Raw genomic sequence first — 21,515 nt, forward strand, 5'->3', positions numbered from 1 at the left:
ATATACATGTCTAAGCCAGTTGTATTAAGTGGTTGTCAACCATCAGGTGATTTAACTATTGGTAACTATTTAGGTGCTCTGAAGCAGTGGGTGAACATGCAAGAGGATCATGACTGTTATTATATGTTGGTAGATCAGCATGCGATAACAGTTAGGCCTAACCCGGAAGCATTACGCAAAGCAACGTTAGATGGCTTGGCTCTATATTTAGCCTGTGGTATCGATCCAGGCAAGAGCACTATCTTTATTCAATCGCACGTTCCTGAGCATGCGCAATTAAGCTGGGTATTAAATAGTTATACGCAAATGGGCGAGCTTAACCGCATGACCCAATATAAAGATAAATCGCAAAAATCAGAAGCGAATATGAATAGCGGTTTATTTACTTATCCGGTATTGATGGCAGCCGATATTTTATTGTATCAAGCTGATCGTGTTCCTGTTGGTGATGACCAAAAGCAACATCTTGAACTGGCGCGTGATATTGCTACTCGCTTTAACAATATTCATGGTGATATTTTTAAAGTGCCAGAGCCATATATTCCTAAATTTGGTGCGCGGGTGATGAGTCTGCAAGAGCCGACTAAGAAAATGTCAAAATCAGACGATAATCCTAAAAACTTTATTGGCTTGTTAGAAGACCCGAAAAAAATCAGTAAAAAAATAAAGAGTGCTAAAACAGACGGTGATGAGCAAGCGAACATCTATCATAATGTTGCTGAAAAGCCAGGTGTTTCAAATCTGCTATCTTTATTGTCTTGTACTACCGGTAATTCAGTTGAGAGTTTAGTGCCTCAATATGAAGACAAGATGTATGGTCATTTAAAAGTAGATGTGGCTGATGCAGTTGTTGCTATGCTAGAGCCTATCCAGGCAAAGTATCATCAATACCGTGAAGATCAGGCATTCCTTAATCAGGTAATGCGTGAAGGTGCAGAAAAAGCATCAGCGAAAGCAAGTAAGGTACTTAGTTCTGTTTATGATGCGGTAGGCTTTATTCCACGCCCATAAATTTGATAAATCGAATAAAGAAAGGGGTCAATGATATTTATCATTGACCCCTTTTGGCTATTATTAAGCTGTGAGAAGACGTTGGTTATAACGACTACTTTGTTTGCCGAGATAAATCGATAATAAGGTAAATACCGCAATACCGGTTAAGTTTGCCGTCAGATCAAATAAGCTAAATGTACGTGTTGCGATAAATATTTGGCTGAATTCTTCACTTGTACTAAATAAAAGCACCAATACTGCGCCGTATTGATTCATTTTAATATTGCCGAAATAACGAAACTTAAATGCATAGTTCGCCAAGAAAGTTAGGCTGCCATACATAAAAATATGACCGACTTTATCGCCGTAAGGCAGGGAATTTTTTATATCCATTACAATACTTTGCTGACCTGTATTGGCCATGAATAACACAACACATAAGAATGTAAAAAATAGCGCAGCGATAAATTTCATTTAATCGGATACCTGAGAGAGTTATTGCTTATATTGTAGGGATTTGAAAAAGTAATACTGTATTCGTATGTTAGTAATTTGTTAACAAAGTGCCTAGATCAATCCGATCTGTATATTTGCTTAGTCAGTTAAATCTTTTACCAGTGCAACTGCTTGACTTATTGTTTGGCAATTAATCTTTTCGATACAACATTCTCCCACTGTAGCAGCGTGTGCTCGCACCAGCTCAACAATATTCCCTACACTAGCAACGGCAAGGTAGTCATTGCTGTTAATGTTTTGTTGCAGTATTGGCAGAGAATAAACTTTACCGGTAGAATCAATCAATACGTCACGCTCGCTAAATATATAAAGCAACATTTCTTCATCATTTTGCCACTCGGTAAGTGAGCTTATATAGATAAGCTCATCTTCACCGTCGTGTTTAATAAAAGCAGGCCAAGTGATCATAATTAACCGTTGTTTTCACTGTCAGCTTTTGCAACGTTAACATCTGCAACTCTGCCGGGAAACTCTTTAATATAAAGGTCTTGTTTAGCATAGGGAATTTCAATATTGTGCTCGGCAAATTTTCTATAAATAGCGCTGTTGAGTTGATGAATTATGCGGCCCCTGAATGCAGGTTCACTGATCCAGCCCATTAATTCAAAATCTAAACTGGAGCCGCCAAACATTCTAAATCGCACTACCGGTAGTGGGTAAGAGCAGATATCAGCATCTTCTTTCGCGACTTCCATCAAGATCTGCTCAACTAAATCAATGTCGCTACCATAGGCAGCGCCAACCTTAGCTCTAATTCGATATTTAGTACTAGGCCCGCCAGATTCATTGATCACCTTGGTATTACCCATTACCGAATTAGGCACGGTAACCTCAATGTTATCGCGGGTTAATATGCGAGTACTGCGTAAGCCAATATTCGTAACCTCACCACGCTCGCCTGTTTCTAGCACAATGTAATCGCCAATTTTATATGGCGCATCGGCCATAATAAATACCCCGGAAAACAGATTAGCCAGAGTGTCTTTAGCGGCGAAACCGACCGCGATACCGACGATACCGGCAGAGGCAAGCCAGGCGGACATATCGATATCCCAGGAAGAAAATATGTAAAATACCGACAGGATAACAATTAGAATTAAGGCTAAATTTTCAAATAAAGGCAGCGTTTGATTATGTAAAACCTGGAAGTGTTTATCATTGGCGGCCATATTTCTTAATACCACTTTCGTGATCCTAAGGAAAAACATGGTCCATAAAATGAGTAAAATAGTATATAAAACCGGAAACATTATTGAGGTAATAGCTTCAGGTAGTTTGATAATGCTAGTGGCAACGGATAAACCGATCACCAAAATAGAATAAAACAATGGTTTATGCAGCAAATCAACAAGTTGATCATCTAGTTCGGCATTGGTCTTTGCGGTGTAACTTTTTACCCAGGCAATAATTACTTTGTCTAATATCCAGGCAAAAATAAGAGAAATTAGAATAATTACCGAAGCTTGTAATGCTGGGTCGTCACCAATATAACTTAGGTACTTCATTAGTTCTTGTTTCCAAGTTGCTTCCATTATTAATTCCTTTCTCAATGTTTACTGGCTAGAGGTTAGTTACAATTTATACTTTGTTTCTGCGAGCTTTATTACGACGTAAGTTTAAACAAGTGTCATTAATTAAATGTTGCCAAAATAGTGTAAACACTTTCAATGAAGTGTCCACGGGTTTGTTATTGGCTAAGCGAATAATTTGTTGATAGTAAAAACTCACTTGCCCAACGGTGTTCACCGACTTGATTAACGCGATAGGACTATTATTGCCCAAAACCCCATCTCCTATTTTTAATGTTGTTTCAAAGTCATCGATGCTATCTATGCTTTGCTCCAACAATAATTGCGATACATTTGGTTGCGTACATAATGGTCGCGCTAACCCAACCATGTCAATTTCACCACCCGTTATTGCTTGTTCCATAACTGCACGAGAACGAAAGCCGCCAGTGATCATTAACGGTACATTGGCAGAAGCTTTTATTGCATGCGCATATTCTAGAAAATAGGCTTCTCGGCGACGAGTACTTTCCCGAACTTCATTAGCTTCAACGCCCATTAAACTTAATTGCTCGTAAGTGCCGCCAGATATTTCAAGTAAATCGATACTATCTTCACTTAACCAAGCCGCGACTTGCACGCAGTCCTCTAAACTAAAGCCGCCTTTTTGAAAATCAGCAGAATTTAACTTTACTGCGACAGGAAAATCATCACCAACCGCTTTACGTACGGCTTTTACAATGGCACGAGCAAAGCGTGCTCTGTTTTCAAGGCAACCACCCCATTGGTCAGTTCTTTGGTTGGTTTTAGGTGATAAAAATTGACTGATCAAATAGCCATGCGCACAATGCACCTGCACACCGGTAAAGCCAGCTTCTTTAGCCAAGCTTGCGGTATTTGCGAAGCGTTGAATAATGTCTTCAATTTCTAATTGGGTTAGTGCTCTTGGTTTTGAAAATGAGCCAAGCATTTTTAGCTGCACATCGGATGGAGATAATGGCTCACTGTTAACCAAAGTGGGGCATTGACGGCCCGGGTGGCTGATTTGCATCCACAAATGGTTGCCATCTGTTGTACCAGCTCTTGCCCAATCTTTAAATTTATCCAGGGCTGAATCATCTTCTAGCACCACGTTTCCAGCGCGCTCTAAATAACGCTGATCAATCATTACATTACCGGTTATGTGAACACCTGTGCCGCCTTGTGACCAAGTTTTATAAAGTTGATTATGTAATTTGGTAGGACGATCTAAAGAGTCAGCTAAACCCTCTGTCATCGCGCTTTTGCCAATGCGGTTATTAATGGTCGCACCGCATGGTAAGGTTAAAGGTTGAGCAAGTGGAGATGTCATGGCTTTCCCTGTAATGCTTGTATTTTTATGTTTTATCCCGAGTTCAGGTTATTTAACAATTATGTTACCAGTAATCCAATCGGTTAACACGGTATAAAACTCATCGCTGTGAGATATGAAAGGTGCATGCGAAGCTCGATGAAAAGTATAACTGTCACTGTTTGGTAGTAATTTGTCCATTTGCTCAATCATTGCTTTTGGAACTAACGAATCTAATCGGCCATACATGCGCAGTATTGGTAAATTAAGCGCTTGTATTTTTGCTCGCAAATCAACAGTTTCTAACAGTGACAATGATGCATCCAATGTAGCCGTATTAGGCTCTGGATGTTGATTTATCAAGGTTTTTATTTGCTTAATGTCATTACGCACATGCTCTGAACCCATGGCTTGAATTTTTAGAAATCCTTCAATAGTTTTATGAGCATCAACACTTAATTGTTGATGAAATGCTTGTAATAACTCTGCTTTGATTCCCGGCCAATTGGCTTGCTCAATGAAATACGGAGAGCTAGTGACGCTGACTAAGGCATGAGCTTTTTCTTTGTGGTGTAAAGCGATGTTAGTGGCAACTAGCCCACCTAAAGACCAACCAATAATAATGGCAGGTTTGGCGATACATTTTGCAACCATAGCAGTGATATTTTCCAGCGAATAATCTGCCAAAAGTACATCGGTATTTTGACCAAACCCAGGCAAGTCGATGGTAGTCACTTGATAATGAGCGCTAAGCTGTTCTGCTATTGGCGAAAAAATAGCACTGTTAAGTCCCCAGCCATGGATAAAAACTAGCGGGAAACCATTGCCAAAGGTGTTAAATTTTAATTGTTCTGCCATGCTTATTTAATATCGTTTGGGTATACAGTTATATTCATATATTAAGCAAAGGAAGGCTTGAATGGAAATTAACCGAGCAAAAATATCAATTTTTCTGCAAAATTCTTTTTTGAACGTAGGCAAAATAACCAAAAAAATCACAGCTGCCTTTCATTGTTGTGATTTATGTAATCAGCCCAGTGATAAATTTTCATTATTATGTAGCACCTGCTATCAAGATATCAGTCGTTTTAATTTAACCACAGTAAATAGTAATTTATTAAACCATCCGAGAATCAACAAAAATTTACCAAGGATCCGTTTTCAGCAGCTAATTGCATTAGCGCCCTATTGTTGGCCTTATACCCGCTGGATTAGTGAGCTTAAATATCAACAACGCTTTGAATTAGCACCCTTGTTGGCACAAATGCTGGCCGTGCATATTAAACAATACATCACATCCCAAGACCTACCCAGGTTATTGATTTGTGTTCCTATACACCACAAACGTTTAAAAGCCAGGCAATTTAATCAAGCTGCGTTGATTGCGAAAGCTTTAGCTAAACAATTAGATTGTGAATACAACGAAACAATGATTGTTCGCCAGCTTAAAACTGACCCACAAGTAGGGCAAAGTGGTGTGGCTAGAAGGCGCAATCTAAAAGGTGCATTTGCAATTGATAAATCAATGCAGCTCCCCAAACATGTTGGTATTGTCGATGATGTGGTAACTACAGGAGCAACAGTTAGCGAAATGAGTAAATTATTAACTCAACACGGTGTTCAAAAAATTACCGTGTTGAGTGTTTGTTTATCTATGCCAGCTTAAAGACTTTGGCATAAATTTATAGAACAGCTTTATTCTTTACCATTAACACTAAATGCTTTTGAGAAGAACAACGCGTTAGCAACAATTTTTGCCGTGCCTTGCCAGTAGCCTCGAAAAACTAAATTACTGGTACTTGCTATAATTCGGCCTTTGCCAACATTATGCGCAATTATCGCCGCATTACCGCTAACTTTATCAACCATTTCTGGCGCAGCATAACCGCTGAGCAGAGGTGAATTGGTAAAACGTGCAACTGTAATAAACGGTTTTGATGGTTGCTCCATGATCACCGTACTATTTTTAAAAATTGGCATTGTTTCATCGCTATAGCCATAAGCTAAAGGATGGCTTAAATCGAGGTTGGTCGAAAATATTGTACCGGCAATAAGTTTTTGTGCGCGCAAAGCTGTTTTATCAGCATAGGTTAAATTATTCGTGCTAAATAAGCGGTTGATTTCATTTTTACTGGTAAAACTTGCATCCAATAAATTTTTAGCGGCTAAATATTTTAACGCTCGCTTTTGCGCATAAATGCTGCCACCTTGCTCTAACCAAGCCTTCAGTTTTTTACTGCTGCCTTCAGGCATCGCTTTATATTCACCATCGACCATAATAATATGGCTGTAGGCGGATAAATCAATATTAGCTAATCGACTTGTTTCAACAATGCTCACCGGGATATTTAAGGTGTTATCAAGGTAATAAAGCATATGACCGGCTTCATTAGGCGTTACACCTTGACCGCCCATCATCAAAACTTTTACCGGGGCCAGTGACTTTAATGAAGGGCTGCCTAAGTCGATCCCTTGCATCGTTAAGCCGGTGGCGATAGCCGTTAGCTCAATAGATACCTGTTGTTGAATAGATGTTAGGGTCTCAAACCATGTATCGCTTTGTTGTAATCCTTGTGGAATTACAATAGTTCCGGCTGAAAAACTCTCGGTTTTCTGGCCAATTTGGGCAGTAAATGCTTTGGTTGCTACCTTTGCACTGATACCACTGTTTAATAACTTATTCAGCATTTTCGGTGCCAAGTAATTGTCCCATTTAAATGCATAGGCGTATGCTGGAGTTGTTGGAAAAATTACATTTTCTTTAACAGGTTGCCACGGAGTTGAAGCAAACTTTAAACTTCTACTGCTTTCTATCTGCACTGAATTAATATTATAAGCTAGTGGTAAAGTCCAACCGGAAACATCATAAAAGGTGTTATCTTTAAATGAAGTTACTCGCTCGAAAATCGTTTTAATTAAACGGTATTGGTTTTGCTTCAACGGAATATAGTAACTCTTACCTTGCTGGTAACTTTGCTCATCACCTTGATAGGTTTTTGTTAGCGGGTACGCTTGTATTTGATGTTGATTTAACAGAGCTAAAAATGTGTTTAATCGATAAGAGTCTTTGTCTTCATTAATCAAATAACCAACGTAGTCTTCATCACTCACCAAGTTATCGATGCTTTTATAAAACTCATTTCTATGACGATGTAATTTATCTTTATTTTCTTTTGCTGCGGTTAGGGTTGAAAAAGACGTTAACACATGATTTTTAATACCAAAGCCAAACGTGAGTTCACCGTTACTACTGTCGGTTGCAAAGCCTCGAGAGCTGGCTTGCTCAAATAGAATACCTACGGCAGCATTAATGTCTGGGTAAGTAGAACCTTTACCATAATAAAAATCATCAAAACCTTCTTCGCTGTAATATAAACGATTATCAGCATCGAGCGCTTTTGCATGATAGCTAGCAAACAGCTGAGTTAAAGCAATTGTTTTAGCAGGTGTTATTGGGTTATCACGCGAAGGGACGCCGGGCTGAAAAAAATAATTGCCATCTTTGCCCATCTCATGAAAATCGGCTAACACATTAGGTTTGTAATAATGAAAATTCTTTACTCGGTTTTGGCTCTCTACTTGCGAAAGTGGTAACCAATCACGATTTAAATCAAACATAAAATGGTTCGTTCGCCCTGATGGCCATTGACGAATATGAGTACGATGATTAGGGTCAGTATTAAAAGATTGGTTACGGTTTGAATTAACCCAAGTGGTGAATAAGTCCATTCCATCGGGATTCAAGCTTGGCTCAATAACAACAATGACATTATCTAGGATAGCATTAATGTCGCTTGATATAGCTGCCGCTAATTGATAAGCAACAAGCATAGAGGCATTGGCGCCAGATATTTCATTGCCATGAATACTGTAACCTAACCAAACAACAACAGGAGCATTAGGATCTTGTTTGCCGGTTGCTCTGCGGTTAGCTAGAATCTTATCTAAATTTTCAATGTTAGCTTTACTACTGATAGTGGCGACTACTTGACGACGATGTTCATTGGTATACCCAATGTCGGTAAGAAGAACATTGTCGCTGGCGTTCGCCAAAGCATCAAAATATTGCATTAACTGATCGTGGCGTACATGTCTGTCGCCAACGTTAAACTTTAAAATAGACTGCGGAGTTGGAATGTCTACGCGGTATTGGGTTTGCTTACCAAAGTAGTAATCCAGCGGTTCTGCATGTACAAATGTAGCTGCACTAAGGCTGCAAAGTATCAAAGCTTTAATTAATTTGAACAACACAAGGCTCCAGAATATAACAGTAAAATTTAATTAATGACTTAAAATTATAGTCTTTTTAATGGCTTAACAAAACAAAGAATATTAAATAGCTATTTATTATTGAAATAGAGCAATAAACTGCAGCAAAAATAACGACAAAACTAGCTTGTCGGCGCTGACAATAGTATTATAACAACATACTTGAGTTGTTTAGTCGGGTATTGTCATTTTTAAAACGGCACTTTCAGCGCTAAACAAAGTAGAACTATTTAATGGAAACAAAGATGATTAAAATTTCAGATACCGCACAAGAGCATTTCGCCAAGTTATTATCACAGCAAGCCGAAGGCACTTGTATTAGAGTTTTCGTGGTAAACCCTGGCACTGCACAAGCTGAGTGTGGTGTATCGTACTGTCCTGTTGAAGCTGTAGAGCCTGATGATATTCGTATTGAATATAAAGGTTTTGCCGCGCTGGTCGATAAAGACAGCGAAAAATTCTTAGTAGATGCTGAAGTTGATTTTGTTACTGACCAAATGGGTTCACAGCTAACTCTGAAAGCACCAAATGCCAAATTACGCAAAGTAGATAACGATGCACCATTATTTGAGCGAGTTAATTACTTCATTCAAGCCGAAGTTAATCCACAGTTAGCTGGTCATGGTGGTGATTGCCAATTAATGGAAGTGACTGAAGATGGCTATGCAATTTTACAATTTGGTGGTGGCTGTAATGGTTGTAGCCAAATCGATTTAACCGTTAAAGATGGTGTAGAAAAACAGCTAATCGAAGTTATGGCTGGTGAAATCAAAGGTGTTCGTGACGTAACTGAACATCAACGTGGTGAGCACTCTTACTACTAAAACTTCAATGCTTAAGATAATATTTTAAAACCGGCATCAGCCGGTTTTTTTGTGCAGAAAGGTAAAGCAGAAAAATGGGTTTAGGTTTCTAATTTCAAATTCTTTCTTTGTTTGTAATGCCATGTAGATACCAGTAGCATGATTATTATAAATGGTACTGTGCTGTATATCAGAATCGTCCAATTACTGCTGAATAAAATCCACCCTGCCAGCAAAGACACAAATGCTTGTACTGTAAAGATTATAAAATCATTTAATGCTTGCACCTTAAAACGTTCTTTACCACGGTAACTTTCAGGTAATAATACTGTGCCGGTAATAAATAAGAAGTTCCATCCAATTCCAAGTAATACCATCGCCCACCAATAGTGCATTACTTGTTGGCCATTTAAAGCAACAATGGTAACTACAGCGAACATTAAAGTGCCAACAAATAGAACATTTGCAGAATGGAATCGTTTAATTAATGCGCCAGTAAATAATGAGGGCAAGAACATGGCAGCAATATGGCTTTGAATAACCCATTTCGTGTCTACTAACGAGTGCCCGTCCATAGCATGCATGCTAAGTGGTGTTGCGGTCATGACGAAGCTCATTAGACCATAACCAATGGCTGCTGAGAGTAAGGCGATGATAAATATAGGCTGTTTTATAATCTCACTTAGTGGTCTTTCCTGAGCATCTTGCATATCATGCTGCTCAACTTTTGGATCGGTAAACAATTGAAACACCGAAAGTGAAATTACTAGTAAAATTAACAAACCTAAAAAGGAACCAGCATAACCATGTGGTGCTGTGATCCAGTCTTTCGCCATTAAGGCTATTTCAGGCCCTATCATGGCGGCAAATATACCTGAAAGCATTAACGCCGAAATAACTTTAGCCGCATTTCCCGAGCTTACACTTTCTAGGGCTGCAAAACGCATTTGCTGAGCAAAGGCCATACTTGAGCCCATTAAGAATGTTGCCAATATAAACAAATTAAAATTGGCTATTGTAGCGCTGAATATAGCGATTAGAGTACCAATGATGGCAATGACAAAACCTATATTGGTTGCAGTTTTTCGGCCTAATTTGCTCGATAATTTAGAGACTAAAAAGGTACTGGCCGCCATTCCTACGATCATTATGGTCATGGGTAATGTCGCTAAACTTGGATCCGGGGCAATTTTACTCGCAAGTAACCCGCCAATGAAGGTAATGGTTGGGGTGATACACATCAATAATGGCATAGTAAAGAAAAGTACTGCAACATTGCGCGGTAGGTGTAGTACTTTTGTCAGTGTAAGTAAGGCAATTATCATTGCCAAAATTACTATTGCCAGGGTAATAAACATTTAGCTCTAAACCTTTTTGTCATTTTCGCAAAAGCGATGTTTGTTTTTGTTGAAATGATAGAAAAGAGTAATTCCTCGTGCCACCATAAATAGACAAAATGCGGCCCATATACCATGATTTCCGTAACCTTGTAACAGCAACCAACATGGGAAGAAACAAGCGAATGTTGAAATTACCATTGAATTTCGCATTGTAGCGGCTTCGGTCAAACCTATATACACACCATCATATAAATAACACCAGCAAGCTAATATCGGCAAGGCAATAATCCAGGGGAGAAACTCACTGGCATAAGCAACAACTTCAGGTATATCAGATAAAATGTTAATAAATTCTAAGCCGAACAAGTAAAAGAAAAAACTATAAATAATCGCGAACATAAAGTTGTATTTTAATGCCGTATTTACTGCAAGAGATAAAGCTACTGGATCTTTAGAACCTTTTGCTCTACCAACTCTGGCTTCGGCCCCATAAGCAATTCCGTCTAAACCAAACGAAATCAGTAACAAAAAATTAAGTAAAATAGCATTGGCAGCAACTACCGTATCGCCTAGTCTTGCACCTTGAAAGGTAATAAATACAAAACATATTTCTAAACACAATGTACGAATAACAATATCGCGATTAAGTTTTAAGTAAGGGCTAAAAGATACTCTGTTGAACAATGAGGTTTTAGTCTCAGTTAACGTTTTAATTAAATCTTTATGATGAATATTTAGGGCTTTAGCAACAAAGTATAAACCTAAGATCAAACTTGAATACTCGGCAATTAAGGTAGCGACTGCTATGCCCATTATTTGCCAGTTAAATCCTAACACAAAGAGTAAATCCAAGCTTAAGTTAACGACATTGGTGACAATTAACAGCCACATAGCAAGCTTGGCTTTATGCAGGCCTAATAACCAACCTAAAATCACTAAATTAGCTAAAGCGGCAGGGAAACCCCATATTCTTATTTCAGTGTACTGACGGGCATAAAATTGCACCTGTTCACTACCACCAGACAACCATAAAGAGGCATTTATATAAGGGGTTTGTAGAACAATCATTAGCAGGCCGATGATGAATGCAACGACTAGTCCTCTGCTTAATACTAGGAGTATCTGTTGTCTGTCTTCACTACCGTAAGCTTGCGCAGCAAGGCCCGAAGTAGACATGCGGAGAAAGCCGCAAAACCAAGTAATGAAGGTAATTATCATTGCGCCAACAGCTGTAGCTCCTAAAAAGTAAGCTTCGGGTAGATGGCCAATTACGCCGGTGTCTACCAAGCCTAATAATGGTACCGTAACATTAGATAAAATCATCGGAATGGCGAGTGCAAATAACGCCTTTCGTTCTTGTTGTTGCTTACTTGCCGTCAAAAGCTCACCTTAATTTTAAAATTATCATTTTATTAGTAGAATCAAGCGAATGAATTAATTCATAAGCCAACATAATACGGGATCCGATGAGCAAATAGCTATGAATAATGATTCCATTTCATTTGAAATTTTAAAAATAGTAACTGAAATTTAACATTCCTTAATATAGGTCAAAGTCCTAAATGGTTATGCAGGTAGAATGCATTCAAGCTGTTACCTTAATTGAACTCTCAGGAATTGAAGATGAATGCTATCCCCGATTATATGACTGATAAACACCGCCATTGTGATGATATTTTTGCTGAAGCGGAAGCGGAAGTTGCTAAATCTAACTGGAACTTGGCTGAGCAAAAGTGGCAGGCGTTTACCCTAGAACTTGAACTGCATTTACAGGCAGAAGAGCAGATACTTTTTCCAGAGTTTGAACAGGCAACAGGCATGACTTCTGGTCCTACACACGTTATGCGCATGGAGCATGAACAAATGCGTGGCTTATTGACATCGTTAAATAAATCATTAGCTGAGAAAAATAGTGAAGACTTCCTCGGTTTTTCAGAAACATTAATGGTGTTAATGCAACAACATAATATGAAAGAAGAAATGATGCTTTATCCTATGTGCCAGCAAAATATCAGTGATACTGAACAAATGACAGCACAATTAAAACAACATTGCGATTGATGCTGCACTAGGTAATGTAAATGCAGCAAGTATATTTAGATGTAAGTGAACTAGAACCGCCAAAACCAATGACTGAAATTATAACCGCATTGGCTAGGTTGCAAGTAAACGAATACTTACAGGTATTTCACCGGCGCGAACCGTTTCCTTTATACGAAAAGCTTGCCGCAGCCGGTTGGGCTTATCAGTGTAAAAAATTAACTGCACAGCAATTTCAAATTTTTATTTATCGTGCAACAGATAAAGATAAATTTAGCCTGCAGCTACGTAACAAAGCCGAGCAACCAGCATCTGAGCCGCAATGAATCTGAGTGGTCTTAATTTTTCTGCTTTACCCGAAATAAATATCATTTTTCGGTTCTTTGTTTGTGCCGTATTATTTGCGCTTGGTGGTGCCTTGTTAATACTGATTTCAGGCCATGAAGTCTGGCAAACTCGTTGGCACCCGAATATGCTGGCTATCACCCATTGCTTTACCTTAGGCTTTATTACAACAGTAATGATGGGGGCGTTGTTACAAATTTTACCGGTGATTGGTGGCATTGGTATACCGAAAGTAAAACAAGTTGCTAATACATTTTTAATATTCCACGTATTTGGCACATCTAGCTTAATCGCGAGTTTTATTTGGCCAATTTCCATATTAAAAATAGCAGCAGTTATTCTTCTCTCTTTTGGTTATGGCATATATCTGGTGGCTTTGATTTCGGTATTGGTAAAAAAATTAAGCCAAGGTAGCAGTATAGTCACCATCCGTTTTGCACTATGTGCACTTTTATTTACTTTAATTTTAGGTTTATTGATGCTGGCGCGAAACTTGGGATGGCATATCATTCCTTTCGACAAGTATGTCACCGACTTGCACGCCATATGGGGGATTGCTGGTTGGTTTTCGCTTTTGATAATCGCCGTTAGTTTTCAAATTATTCCAATGTTTCATGTAGCACCAGAATTTAATGAGAGGATACGTAACTATTTACCCTGGCTTATTATCGTATTGTTATTGTCGGTAATAATCAGCAAGGGGCATGTGCAAGAATTAGTATTTTTACTGCTGATAGTGAATAGCTTATTCATCTGTTACTTATGTTACTTACTGAGTTTACGCAAACGCAAGATCCCTGATACTACGGTAAATTTTTGGCGTTTCTCGGCAGTTTCGATGATCACTGTATTTATACTGTATTTGCTGCCAGAAAATTTGCTAATGGCCTTCGGGGTAGAGCAACCAACATTGACGTTAGCAGCCATGGTGATCTTCTTATATGTGATTTCTATCATTTTTGGCATGATGTTAAAAATTATGCCTTTCTTGTCTTATACTCACCTACAACAGCGTTGTCTTCTTGATTTTTCTTTGATGCAATTGCTCCCTAACATGCATCAGTTTTTACCCCCCAAACACGGCAAGAAACTTTTTTATCTACATTTGTGTACAGCCTTAGTTTTAGTGCTTACTTTAATTTTTAATCAATTTTACTTGTTATTGGCATTCACTCTACTTATGGAGTTTTGCTGGTTGCTTGTTTTATTAGTGCGATGTAAAAGGCTATATAATGCAACGATAAAGCAAATTGAAAATTAAACTTACCTGAAATAAAAATAATCACCTTTTTATTAGCAAAATCAATTAAATGACTCTATTCTGAATGAAACATACCCGTTACCATTCAATATGATGGTTTCAGAGAGCTTGAGCGATGCCAATACAAGGCGTAGTTATGTAGTAATGGTTATTCCCTTACAAATAATTGCAACGAAGTAGTACCGCTGCTCAAGCTATTCTTCGATGGATTTAAAAGCAATTTATACTGCGTTATTAACTTTAACAATGGAACGACCATTCTCTAAAATTAATGCCTTGTCTAAATTGCTTTTAAATTCCACTGAAATCCATCACTATGAAAGGCAACGGGTATATACTACGGGATCTCACTAAATATTATCTATGAAAGAAACATTATTTGTAATTTTACTGTCTTTGTTTTCAAGCCTTGCGCAAGCAACCGTTATTTTGGTGTATCACCATGTAAGTGACAAAACCCCAAAAAGCACGTCAATTAGCCCGCGACAGTTTGAACTACATCTTAATTATTTAAAAGATAATGATTTCAAAGTGATCCCACTATCTGACATGGTCAACAAATTAAAAGCCAAGCAACCGTTAGAAGATAAAACTGTGGTGATCACTTTTGACGACGGTTATAGCGATATCTTATACAATGGTCACCCGTTATTACAAAAATTTGGCTACCCATACACTATGTTTATCAACCCGAATACGGTACCGAATAAAAGTGGCGTGTACTTAGATTGGTCGCAAATAAAACAAATGTCAGATGACGGTGTACTTATTGCTAATCATGGCTTGGTACACGACTCTTTAATTAAAACGCCTAAAGGAGTCGATGGACAAACCTGGCTTGAACAAAAGCTGAAGGAGCTTGAACAATCTGAACAGATAATTAATGAAAAAATAGCACAAAACTGGAAATATTTTGCTCTGCCTTACGGTGAATATACCCCGCAAGCGCAGAAAAAATTAGCGTCAATGGGCTACGCTGTATTTACTCAGCAATCGGGCCCAGTAGGTGATACTACCGATATTACTGCAATTCCACGCTTTCCTGCATCTATGCCCTATGATCAACTTGGGCCGTTAAAAGATAAGCTTAACTCGTTGGCTTTTAAGGTGTCGGCGAAAAGCCAAAGAGCCCAAACAATAGTGCCTTATGGAGAGCAGCCAGAAAAAACAGTAGAAATCAGTCTTGATGATTTTTATCCGAATATGCTTGCTTGTTTTATTGCCGGTGGCGATAAGGCTGAAATAGTTTGGCAAGGTAAAGAGAGCTTTACCATGAGCTTTGACGCTAACTTTAACCCCGGCAGAAATCGAAGTAATTGCACCGCGCCAAGCATTTCAAAGCCTGGGCGTTTTTATTGGTATTCAAAACCTTGGTTTGTACCAAAAGCAGACGGTAGCTGGTACACAGATTAACAGTATTTAGATAAACATTTACAAGGAAACATTATGGCTTCATTAACATTGTATGGCGCTGAGCCTGCACCATTTGTTAGAAAAGTTCGCTTAACGCTGGCTTTTAAAGGTCTAGATTATACACAAGTACCGGTTTTTCCGTTTAGCCCCGATAAACCACAAACTTTTGTCGATAATAGCCCAACGGGTAAAATTCCATTATTTCAAATTGACGACAATTTTATTACCGATTCTGATGTGATCATTGCTTTTCTTGAACGTGAATATCCAAATAATTCTCTGCTACCAGCGGATAACATTCTAGCGGCGCGAGCACTTTGGTTTAATCAGTATGCGAGTAGTACCATTGTAAGCTCTCTGGGTGGACACTTGTTTGTTGAGATGTTTTTAGCAAAAGCATTCTTTAATCGAGAGCCAATACAAGCGGATATTGATTTGGCATTAAATGAAGAAATCCCAAGTATTTTTACTTATTTAGAAACGGAACTTAGTGATGATTACTTGGTGGGGAATGAATTTACCTTGGCCGACTTAAGTGTAGGTGCAATGTTTGTGTTTTTGAAACATTGTAAAGTTGATTGTGATGCAAGCAAGTGGCCAAAAGTTGCAGCTTACATTGACCGAGTTCATAGCTTGCCTATATTTGCCAAAGTAATCGCTGAAGAAATTGCAGCTTTTAAAGCAATGGGTGTAATGTGATCAATAAATAGGGTCAGAACTAAATTAAATTTTGCTATAAAAAAGGGCTGAAAAATTAAATTTTCAGCCCTTTGTTTAGCAATAAACTAAATTACAGTTCAGCGTTATGATAAATATTTTGTACATCATCACTGTCATTTAACATTGCCATGAATTTTTCAAATGCAGCAATATCATCTTCATCGGTAATGGCTTTATAATCTTGTGGGATCCAAGTGATCTCTTCCATTTCAAAAGTAATGTCAGGCATTTCTTCTGATAAAGCTGTTTTTACTTTAAAAAATTCAGTATGCGGTGCAAATACACTGATCAAACCTTCTTCTAGTTCAACATCAGTAACGTCAACATCAGCCATCATTAACAGCTCTAGAATTGCATCTTCATCATCGCCTTTAAATACGAATAATGCTTGATGATCAAACATAAAAGAAGCGGAACCTGGGCCACCAATTTTTGAATTGGTTTTAGTGAATGCCTGGCGTACATCTTTAATCGTACGATTAGTATTGTCGGTTAAACAATCGACAATAACCATGCAACCACCAGGGCCAAAACCTTCATAACGTGCAGGCTCGTAGTTTTCACCACCAGCACCGCTAGCTTTGTCGATTGCATTTTGAATTACGTGCGTAGGAACTTGATCTTTTTTGGCTTTATCAATGATGCGACGCAACGCTAAGTTACCATCTGGGTCTAAACCACCATTTTTGGCAATTACGTAAATTTCTTTACCGTACTTTGAATAAACTTTAGTTTTTTGTCCCGCCGTTTTTGCCATGTCGGCTTTACGGTTTTGGTAAGCTCTGCCCATCTTAATCTGCTCTTATAAATTTTAAATGTGGATGATTTTATCAATAATAATGCGAATTATACCACTAGCTTTCAACATAGCTCAAAATTATTGTATTAAATACTCAGTTACTTGATTAAATAGGGACGCAATTACTGATTTTCAAGGCTTATGCCTAAACCGAAATTTAATTTAGAGCTGACCCTATTTATTTTTTTGTTGGTAAATTTTTTCAAAATCACTGAGCATTATTTCTGAATCAATGCTTGGTATGGCCATAGGATCGGTTTGTACCGGTTTGAATATCGCTTGGATTTGGCCGTGTGGGTTCGTTAACACAATGGATGCACTGTGATTGACTAAATAATATTCATCACTGGTATCTTCAACAATGCCGTACATTAGGCCTAAACTGCGGGCAAAGGGAAATAACACTTCATGGCCGGCACGAAGGGCAAAAAATTCTTCATTGAAATAGCGTATATAACTGTTCAGTTTTACTTGAGTATCACGCTTAGGATCAGCTGTAACTAACGCAACTTGAACATTATTAGCGGTAATTTCTTTAAGTTGTGGATAAATATAATTCAACTCTTGTAATGTTACCGGGCACACATCGGGGCATGATGTATAACCAAAAAAGAACAACGTCCATTTTCCTTTTAGTTGCTCGTTAGTAAATGCGTTGCCATGATGATCAGTAAGCTCAAAGCCTGGGATAGTACGAGGCTGTTGATACATTAAAGCATGCTCAGGCTGTTGGTTATTAAAATGGTGTTGGTATACAAATGCACCTATGGCTGTTGAAGCAACAGCCAAGATCAGTATTAATAGCTTATTCATAGTGTGTGAAAGTATCCCTAACCGGCCGGCAAAATGTAATGGTCTGCTAACAGCACAACAAACAGCACCATTAAATGCACAATAGAAAAACGGAAAGTTTTCATTGCGGTATCTTTTTCGGCATTAAACTTTAATTTCCATGCATAGGCGAAAAATGTGAGGTTTAACCCACAAGCGCCAACTAGATAAATCCAGCCACTCATGCCGACTAAATAAGGCATTAAGCCAACAATAAATAATAAAATTGTATACAGCAATATTTGAGTTTTGGTAAAAGTAATTCCGTGGGTTACTGGTAGCATTGGAATGTTCACCTTGGCATAGTCGTCGCGGCGATGAATTGCAAGTGCCCAAAAATGTGGCGGTGTCCACACAAAGACCAATAACACCAATAACAATGCATGCGGATGAACTTCATTGGTCATTGCCGTCCAACCTAACAGTGGTGGTATTGCACCAGCTAAACCACCAATGGTGATGTTTTGCGGGGTCGCTCGTTTTAAATACATAGTATAAATTACCGAGTATCCAACTAAACCAGAAAACGTCAACCAAGCGGTTAACGGGTTAACTAACGCATAGAGCATAACGAAACCAATAATTGATAATGCACTGGCAAAGATGATTGCGTTTTTATTACTAATACGGCCATTGGGGAGTGGACGGTTATGGGTGCGCGCCATAATGGCATCAATTTTTTGATCAACAATATGGTTTATCGCAGCTGAAGCCGATGATAATAAACCTATACCTAACATTGCTGGCAAAAGAATTTGCCAAGGAATTGCTCCAGGAACAGATAAGCTCATGCCGACTAACGCTGTTAACACCAATAAAGCGACAACTTTAGGTTTGGTTATTTCGTAATATTCGCGCCAAGAAACTGGGCTAGTATCTATCGCATCGATTGTATCTACGCTTGCTTTACTCATCTTGGCTCCTAAATTTTTCGTCTTAAGCTATAGCTTAAAGTGATCATGCTTAACATTAGCAGTGCGGCCACAACGTTGTGACTTACGGCAACTGGCAGCGGTAAAGTAAATACAATATTGCTCACGCCAAGGGCAACTTGGCAGGTTAATATAAAGCCAATAAATAGTGCGTTTTTCTTGAAAAAACTTGATTGTGCATTGCTAAACACACTAAACGCTAACCAAGCAAGGTAAAGCGTGGTAACGATCGCGCCAATGCGATGCATGGCATGAATAGTGATGCGTTCAGCGTGACTTAAAAAACCAAATTCGTAGGTTTCACGCTCCGGCGGTATTAAATCAAATGAATTGGTAAAGGTAAGTTGTTCCATCCAACCATCCTGACAAATGGGCAGCTGTGTACAAACCAGTGCCGCATAGTTACTCGACGTCCAACCGCCAAGCGCAATTTGTAGTGTTAAAATAGCGATACCAATAAAAGCAAAAACCTGATATTTGCGTAAGTTGTAATCTTCGCTGGGGACCCGGTAAGGAGACAGACGCAGGTACAATAAATACAATAAGCATAAGGTGACAAAACCGCCCAGCAAGTGTCCCATCACTACAATAGGCATAAGCTTCATCGTTACTGTCCACATGCCAAGTGCAGCCTGAAATATCACCGTACATACCAGAATTAACGGTAAAAATAACGGTAAACCTTTATCACGATGTTTAAATGAAAAGATGAATATTGCCGCAATCAATAACCCTAACGTGCCGGCAAAGTATCGATGGATCATTTCATTCCATGCTTTTTCTGGTTCTACGGGACGTTCTGGGAATGCAGATTCAGCTATTGCTATTTTATCAGCAGTTTCAGGTACATCAATAAAACCATAACAGCCAGGCCAGTCAGGGCAACCTAAACCGGCATGAGTTAAACGGGTATAAGCGCCAAGGGTGATAACGACTAAGGCCAATAAAATGGCAACAAAGACTAATTTACGGGTGTTGGCGGCTTTGTTGGGAGCTTGTATAGAATTGTGCATTAGCCAATCCTCGAATATTTTAATAGCTTCTTCAAGTCACTTAACATAGCTTTGCCAAAGGCTGGAATATCCTCAACAGTTGCTGGTTGGGTGTAGGTTAGAACAATATTCCCTAATGGATCGGCTACATAAATTTGGTTTGACGATAACGCACTTTGCGCGGCAACAGGAGTATCAATAACGCGCCAATGCTTATCATTAATGTACTGTAATTGTTCTGCGTTAAATGGTGAGTTGCTCAGGGCAATAGGGGTTACCCGTGGTGTTTCTCTGCCAAGCGCTAAATAAGCATGTTCAATACCCATTAAGGTTTGTTGACAATGCTCATCGCAATTTTCTGGTAACGAATAAATGACAAACCATTGCTTAATATCAGCTTTTTCAAGACCAATTTCTTCAAGCGTTAATGGTTGTTGTAATAATTGACCTTGGTTTGTTACACCATAGTTAAACCATTGATTATCTAAAGCCAACTTGGCTAATACTATTGGCAGAATAAATGCGGCGAGCACCAATAATAATGTGCGTCTTGATTTTCGCTGATTGTTTGTTGCTGAAGAGGTCATTAGTAGCCTTGTTGTTTTTATTATTGTTCTAGTTTTATTATTAAGGTTGCTTTTTATTTCTTGCTATCAATTTGGCTTCGATATGTTTTAAAGCTTGCCCAAATCATTAAGCTTAACCAAGCAATAGCCAAAGTTAACCACTGCACCGCATAACCTGTATGTTTTTCGGGTGGCATAACAATTGGTTGCCAGTTTTTTATATAACCGATATCTTCTTTTTTATCTAAGAAAACCACAAAGGGCAAGAGCTTAATGTTAATTAGTCGCGATATTTTATCGATGTTTATTTGTTGAATTCGTTGCGGCCAATTGTCTATACTTAATTGTTCTTCAGTTAAAACAATGCCTTGCTCAATAATTCTGATATTGCCGAGGATGTTTTTAGTGTTTTTTATGTCACTTAGCGTAGGTATAAAACTTCGGTCAATTGAGCCTTGTACCCAGCCTAGATTAACCAATACTGATTTTTTTGAACGAATATCATGAAATACTTGCAGCACTCGATAACCTAATTTCCCTTTATGGGTTTGGTTATCGAGTAGGAACTTATATTGGTTATTAAATGTTCCTGCTAGCGCCACAGGGATGTCGTTAATTGAACCTGCATTAATATTGGTGTCAGTTAATACAACATTAAGATCCAAAGCTTGTTGCTGGCTTAATACTGCAATATTACTCAAACGTTGTTGTTTTTCAGCGCTGCGTTCAAACTGCCAAAGACTTAGCTTGATTAATCCAGCAAATACAAGCAAGGTAAAGATAACCCATGGCAAGCTCCATGAAGCTAAATAAGAGGGCAGCTCTGAGGTTTTAACAGATTTAGTATTCATGAATTA

At 38.5% G+C, this 21,515-nt stretch carries 22 protein-coding genes; 8 read left to right on the forward strand and 14 right to left on the reverse strand.

The genetic code is table 11. The features are described 5' to 3' along the window. The first annotated feature begins 6 nt into the window (after positions 1 to 6). A complete protein-coding gene (gene trpS / locus RI844_RS15565) occupies positions 7 to 1,011 on the forward strand; it encodes a tryptophan--tRNA ligase (RefSeq protein WP_348395588.1) in 1,005 nt (334 codons plus the stop codon). 63 nt (positions 1,012 to 1,074) lie between these two features. Here the strand turns inward: trpS and RI844_RS15570 are convergent, their stop codons facing one another. From RI844_RS15570 to bioH, 5 genes are all read right to left on the reverse strand, one after another. Further along, positions 1,075 to 1,467: a VanZ family protein gene (locus RI844_RS15570; RefSeq protein WP_348395589.1), complete on the reverse strand. Its 393-nt coding sequence runs from the start codon at positions 1,465 to 1,467 to the stop codon at positions 1,075 to 1,077. 120 nt (positions 1,468 to 1,587) lie between these two features. Beyond that, a complete protein-coding gene (locus RI844_RS15575; RefSeq protein ID WP_348395590.1) occupies positions 1,588 to 1,917 on the reverse strand; it encodes a DUF4144 family protein in 330 nt (109 codons plus the stop codon). 2 nt (positions 1,918 to 1,919) lie between these two features. After that, positions 1,920 to 3,041, reverse strand: a complete 1,122-nt coding sequence (locus tag RI844_RS15580; protein ID WP_348395591.1) for a mechanosensitive ion channel family protein — start codon at positions 3,039 to 3,041, stop codon at positions 1,920 to 1,922. A gap of 46 nt (positions 3,042 to 3,087) precedes the next feature. After that, positions 3,088 to 4,368 carry an NADH:flavin oxidoreductase/NADH oxidase family protein gene (locus RI844_RS15585; protein WP_348395592.1) on the reverse strand — a complete coding sequence of 427 codons (1,281 nt, stop codon included), beginning with the start codon at positions 4,366 to 4,368 and terminating at the stop codon, positions 3,088 to 3,090. A gap of 48 nt (positions 4,369 to 4,416) precedes the next feature. Further along, a complete protein-coding gene (bioH, locus tag RI844_RS15590; RefSeq protein WP_348395593.1) occupies positions 4,417 to 5,205 on the reverse strand; it encodes a pimeloyl-ACP methyl ester esterase BioH in 789 nt (262 codons plus the stop codon). Positions 5,206 to 5,266: 61 nt separating this feature from the next. Between bioH and RI844_RS15595 the strand changes: the two genes are divergently transcribed. Then, positions 5,267 to 6,013: a ComF family protein gene (locus RI844_RS15595; RefSeq protein WP_348395594.1), complete on the forward strand. Its 747-nt coding sequence runs from the start codon at positions 5,267 to 5,269 to the stop codon at positions 6,011 to 6,013. 29 nt (positions 6,014 to 6,042) lie between these two features. Here the strand turns inward: RI844_RS15595 and RI844_RS15600 are convergent, their stop codons facing one another. Further along, positions 6,043 to 8,595 (reverse strand): M14 family zinc carboxypeptidase, encoded by a 2,553-nt coding sequence (locus tag RI844_RS15600; protein WP_348395595.1) that lies wholly within the window; start codon positions 8,593 to 8,595, stop codon positions 6,043 to 6,045. A gap of 266 nt (positions 8,596 to 8,861) precedes the next feature. Between RI844_RS15600 and nfuA the strand changes: the two genes are divergently transcribed. After that, positions 8,862 to 9,440 carry a Fe-S biogenesis protein NfuA gene (gene nfuA, locus RI844_RS15605; protein ID WP_348395596.1) on the forward strand — a complete coding sequence of 193 codons (579 nt, stop codon included), beginning with the start codon at positions 8,862 to 8,864 and terminating at the stop codon, positions 9,438 to 9,440. 80 nt (positions 9,441 to 9,520) lie between these two features. Here the strand turns inward: nfuA and RI844_RS15610 are convergent, their stop codons facing one another. Next, positions 9,521 to 10,777, reverse strand: coding sequence for an MFS transporter (locus tag RI844_RS15610; protein ID WP_348395597.1), 1,257 nt, complete (start codon positions 10,775 to 10,777; stop codon positions 9,521 to 9,523). Between the two features lie 6 nt (positions 10,778 to 10,783). After that, positions 10,784 to 12,139, reverse strand: a complete 1,356-nt coding sequence (locus tag RI844_RS15615) for an MATE family efflux transporter (protein ID WP_348395598.1) — start codon at positions 12,137 to 12,139, stop codon at positions 10,784 to 10,786. A 243-nt stretch (positions 12,140 to 12,382) separates the two neighbouring features. Between RI844_RS15615 and RI844_RS15620 the strand changes: the two genes are divergently transcribed. From RI844_RS15620 to RI844_RS15640, 5 genes are all read left to right on the forward strand, one after another. After that, positions 12,383 to 12,820, forward strand: a complete 438-nt coding sequence (locus tag RI844_RS15620) for a hemerythrin domain-containing protein (protein ID WP_348395599.1) — start codon at positions 12,383 to 12,385, stop codon at positions 12,818 to 12,820. Positions 12,821 to 12,840: 20 nt separating this feature from the next. Continuing rightward, positions 12,841 to 13,125 (forward strand): DUF2249 domain-containing protein, encoded by a 285-nt coding sequence (locus RI844_RS15625; RefSeq protein WP_348395600.1) that lies wholly within the window; start codon positions 12,841 to 12,843, stop codon positions 13,123 to 13,125. After that, positions 13,122 to 14,405 (forward strand): hypothetical protein, encoded by a 1,284-nt coding sequence (locus tag RI844_RS15630; RefSeq protein WP_348395601.1) that lies wholly within the window; start codon positions 13,122 to 13,124, stop codon positions 14,403 to 14,405. The genes RI844_RS15625 and RI844_RS15630 overlap by 4 nt, the downstream gene beginning before the upstream one ends. Before the next feature lie 363 nt (positions 14,406 to 14,768). Then, on the forward strand, positions 14,769 to 15,818 hold the full coding sequence (locus tag RI844_RS15635; protein WP_348395602.1) for a polysaccharide deacetylase family protein: 1,050 nt from the start codon (positions 14,769 to 14,771) through the stop codon (positions 15,816 to 15,818). 33 nt (positions 15,819 to 15,851) lie between these two features. Further along, positions 15,852 to 16,517: a glutathione S-transferase family protein gene (locus RI844_RS15640; RefSeq protein ID WP_348395603.1), complete on the forward strand. Its 666-nt coding sequence runs from the start codon at positions 15,852 to 15,854 to the stop codon at positions 16,515 to 16,517. 91 nt (positions 16,518 to 16,608) lie between these two features. Here the strand turns inward: RI844_RS15640 and RI844_RS15645 are convergent, their stop codons facing one another. The 6 genes from RI844_RS15645 to RI844_RS15670 all read right to left on the reverse strand — a co-directional run bounded on the left by RI844_RS15645 (position 16,609) and on the right by RI844_RS15670 (position 21,509). Continuing rightward, positions 16,609 to 17,328 carry a YebC/PmpR family DNA-binding transcriptional regulator gene (locus RI844_RS15645; protein ID WP_348395604.1) on the reverse strand — a complete coding sequence of 240 codons (720 nt, stop codon included), beginning with the start codon at positions 17,326 to 17,328 and terminating at the stop codon, positions 16,609 to 16,611. A 183-nt stretch (positions 17,329 to 17,511) separates the two neighbouring features. Further along, the gene (locus RI844_RS15650; protein ID WP_348395605.1) at positions 17,512 to 18,150 is read right to left on the reverse strand and encodes an SCO family protein; all 639 of its coding nucleotides are present in this window, start codon (positions 18,148 to 18,150) and stop codon (positions 17,512 to 17,514) included. 17 nt (positions 18,151 to 18,167) lie between these two features. Then, positions 18,168 to 19,082, reverse strand: coding sequence for a heme o synthase (cyoE, locus tag RI844_RS15655; protein WP_348395606.1), 915 nt, complete (start codon positions 19,080 to 19,082; stop codon positions 18,168 to 18,170). Between the two features lie 8 nt (positions 19,083 to 19,090). Next, the gene (locus tag RI844_RS15660; protein WP_348395607.1) at positions 19,091 to 20,113 is read right to left on the reverse strand and encodes a COX15/CtaA family protein; all 1,023 of its coding nucleotides are present in this window, start codon (positions 20,111 to 20,113) and stop codon (positions 19,091 to 19,093) included. Further along, positions 20,113 to 20,679 carry a hypothetical protein gene (locus tag RI844_RS15665; RefSeq protein WP_348395608.1) on the reverse strand — a complete coding sequence of 189 codons (567 nt, stop codon included), beginning with the start codon at positions 20,677 to 20,679 and terminating at the stop codon, positions 20,113 to 20,115. Before RI844_RS15665 ends, RI844_RS15660 begins: the two co-directional genes overlap by 1 nt. Positions 20,680 to 20,732: 53 nt before the next feature. Further along, complete coding sequence (locus tag RI844_RS15670; protein ID WP_348395609.1) at positions 20,733 to 21,509, reverse strand: SURF1 family protein; 777 nt, start codon at positions 21,507 to 21,509, stop codon at positions 20,733 to 20,735. Between the last annotated feature and the right edge of the window lie 6 nt (positions 21,510 to 21,515).

The organism is Thalassotalea fonticola (assembly GCF_032911225.1).
Lineage (GTDB): Bacteria > Pseudomonadota > Gammaproteobacteria > Enterobacterales > Alteromonadaceae > Thalassotalea_A > Thalassotalea_A fonticola.